Raw genomic sequence first — 2,536 nt, 5'->3', positions numbered from 1 at the left:
ATGGCGAAGGGTTTCGGGTGCCGTCAGGCGTACGAAAGCCTCTCATGCAGGAACCCGCGGGCGACAGTCGATATCTATGGGGATTTCGATTTGCGGCTGATGTCGGCGATGGCGCGACCGTCATGGGGAAGCGGCAGGATGGATGCGGACAGGCGGCTTCGTTGCTCCTCCGCACGCTGTTGTCGGCACGGTAAGTGGCTGAAGGCGGCCCCCTCGGCGTCGGCGGTCACCATGGGCGCGCGCGGATCCGTTGCCGGAGGCCGATGGCCTGCAGTTGAACGTTGGATGATGCCATGCCGGGTCATGGGGCGTTCTCCCGGTTCGCCGCCGTTGCGTGAGGCGGCCCGCGCGGCTGCCTCCAGCGTTCGAAGGTCTCGATGACGATCATTCGTCCGCCGCAGCAGGGGCATGGCGGGCGGTAGTCGTTCGGTTCGCCTGGTGTGTCGTCATCGGGCGGCGCGGCGACGTTCAGCAATTCGCGAGCGCGCGCAAGGCTGACCTTGCGGGCGGAACTGGCGAGCAGGCCGTAATGCCGGATGCGATGGAAGCCGCGCGGCAGGACATGGAGCAGGAAGCGTCGGATGAACTCGTCGATCGCGAGCTTCATGACCTGCTGGCGGTCCGTGCCGTGGCGACGGTAGTCTTTGTAGCGGAAGGTGACGCCGCCCTCGTCGAAGGCGATCAGGCGGCGGTTCGAGATCGCGACCCGGTGCGTGTAGCGCGACAGGTAGGCGAGCACCGCCTCCGGCCCGGCGAACGGTGCCTTGGCGTAGACCACCCAGCGCTTCTTCCGGACGGCAACCAGGTGCTGCAGGAATGCCCGGCGGTCGGTGAGGTGCGCCATCGATCCGAAGAAGCCGAGCCGGCCCGCCTCATGCAGAGCGACCAGACGGGTCAGGAACAGTCGGCGGAACAGCTTGCCGAGTACGCGCACCGGGAGCAGGAAGGCCGGCCGCGACGGTATCCAGCGTGACCCGTCGAGCGAGACGCCACCGCCCGGCACGATCATGTGGACATGCGGATGGTGCGTCATCGCCGAGCCCCATGTGTGGAGCACGGCGGTGATGCCGATGCGCGCACCGAGGTGCCTGGGATCGGCGGCGATGGTCAGCATCGTCTCCGATGCCGCCTTGAACAGCAGGTCGTAGACGAGCGCCTTGTTGTGGAAGGCGATGTCGCCGATCTCGGCAGGCAGCGTGAACACGACGTGGAAGTAGCCGACCGGCAAGAGGTCGGCCTCGCGCTCGGCCAGCCATGTCCGCGCCGCCGCGCCCTGGCATTTGGGGCAGTGCCGGTTGCGGCAGGAGTTGTAGGCGATGCGCCACTGGCCGCAGTCCTCGCAGGCCTCGACGTGGCCGCCGAGGGCAGCGGTGCGGCAATGCTCGATCGCCGACATGACCTTCAGTTGCTGCAGGCTCAGGTGACCGGCATGAGCGGCCCGGTAGGCCGACCCGGCAGCACGGAAGATGTCGGCGACCTCTATCGAGGCACGCACGGCTCAGCCGGTCGGCGTCTTGCCCTCCATCAGCGCCATCAGCCGATCGAGTGGCCCGGCGACCGCATGGATCGTCCGGGTGGAGACCTTGGTGTAGAGCGCGGTGGTCTCGAGCTTGCTGTGCCCAAGCAGGACCTGGATTACGCGGATGTCGACATCCTGTTCGAGAAGGTGGGTGGCGAAGCTGTGACGCAGCGTGTGTGGGCTTACGCGCTTGCGGATGCCAGCAGCTTCGGCGGCTTCCTGGACCGCGCGGTGCAGTTGCCGCGACGAGACCGGGTCGGTGCGGCTGCGTCCCGGGAATAGCCAGCCATGCGGAAGCATGACCCCGCGCCGCCTGCCTTCGCGCCACCACAACCGCAGGAGTTCCAGAAGCTGCGGCGAGAGCATCGCGTTGCGGTCCCGGCGTCCCTTGCCCTGTTCGACGCGGAGCAGCATGCGTGTGCTATCGACGTCGTCGACCTTGAGATGCGCAACCTCGGATACCCGCAGGCCCGCGCCATAGGCGACGCCAAGCGCGGCCTTGTACTTGATCCCTGGCGCGGCTTCGAGCAGACGCGCCGCTTCCTCCACGCTCAGCACGTCGGGCAACTTGCGCTGATACCGCATGACCACCAGCGCACGCGCCAGATCCCGACGCTTCAGCGTCACCAGGAACAGGAACCGCAGCGCCGAGACCGTGCCGTTGATCGTCGCGGGTCCGACGCCGTTCTCATGCTGATCAAGCTGGAAGCGACGGATGTCCTCAGGCGTTGCGGTGTCGGGCGAGCGCCCGAGGAACGCGGCGAAACGCCGGACGTGGCGAACATAGTCCTGCTGCGTATGGGAGCCCAGGCCCCGCATGAGCATGTCGTGCTGCATGCGCTGGCGTAGCGGGCTGATAGGTGCATCGGTCGATGGGGTAGCCATGGCGAGTTCCTCTCGTTGAAGGGAACTCCATGGTCGGGTCGCCCGCCGCCACCTGCTCAAAGACTACGAATACTACGCCATCTCAGGCCAAGGCGCCCCTCCCGCGAAGCGGGTTCGTGCATGAGGTCGAAA

At 66.9% G+C, this 2,536-nt stretch carries 3 protein-coding genes; all 3 read right to left on the bottom strand.

Annotation, left to right across the window (positions count from 1 at the left end):
- Positions 1-74: 74 nt before the first annotated feature.
- Genes GRZ55_RS22865 through GRZ55_RS22855 form a run of 3 tightly spaced genes read right to left on the bottom strand, consistent with a single transcriptional unit; the run spans position 75 to position 2,404 of the window.
- On the bottom strand, positions 75-305 hold the full coding sequence (locus GRZ55_RS22865) for a hypothetical protein (RefSeq protein WP_169289247.1): 231 nt from the start codon (positions 303-305) through the stop codon (positions 75-77).
- Positions 302-1,495, bottom strand: a complete 1,194-nt coding sequence (locus GRZ55_RS22860; protein ID WP_169289246.1) for an IS91 family transposase — start codon at positions 1,493-1,495, stop codon at positions 302-304. The genes GRZ55_RS22865 and GRZ55_RS22860 overlap by 4 nt, the downstream gene beginning before the upstream one ends.
- Positions 1,496-1,498: 3 nt before the next feature.
- The gene (locus tag GRZ55_RS22855; protein ID WP_169289245.1) at positions 1,499-2,404 is read right to left on the bottom strand and encodes a site-specific integrase; all 906 of its coding nucleotides are present in this window, start codon (positions 2,402-2,404) and stop codon (positions 1,499-1,501) included.
- Positions 2,405-2,536 lie beyond the last annotated feature (132 nt).

The sequence above is a fragment of the Chelativorans sp. ZYF759 genome, assembly GCF_012911015.1.
GTDB lineage: Bacteria > Pseudomonadota > Alphaproteobacteria > Rhizobiales > Rhizobiaceae > ZYF759.
The sequence above is the reverse complement of the archived record's forward strand: the minus strand, read 5'-3'. Positions and strand labels throughout refer to the sequence as shown.

What these genes read in the sequence shown, in the direction of transcription:
- GRZ55_RS22865 (WP_169289247.1), bottom strand. Translation starts at nt 305, where the DNA reads ATGACCCGGCATGGCATCATCCAACGTTCAACTGCAGGCCATCGGCCT.
- GRZ55_RS22855 (WP_169289245.1), bottom strand. Translation starts at nt 2,404, where the DNA reads ATGGCTACCCCATCGACCGATGCACCTATCAGCCCGCTACGCCAGCGC.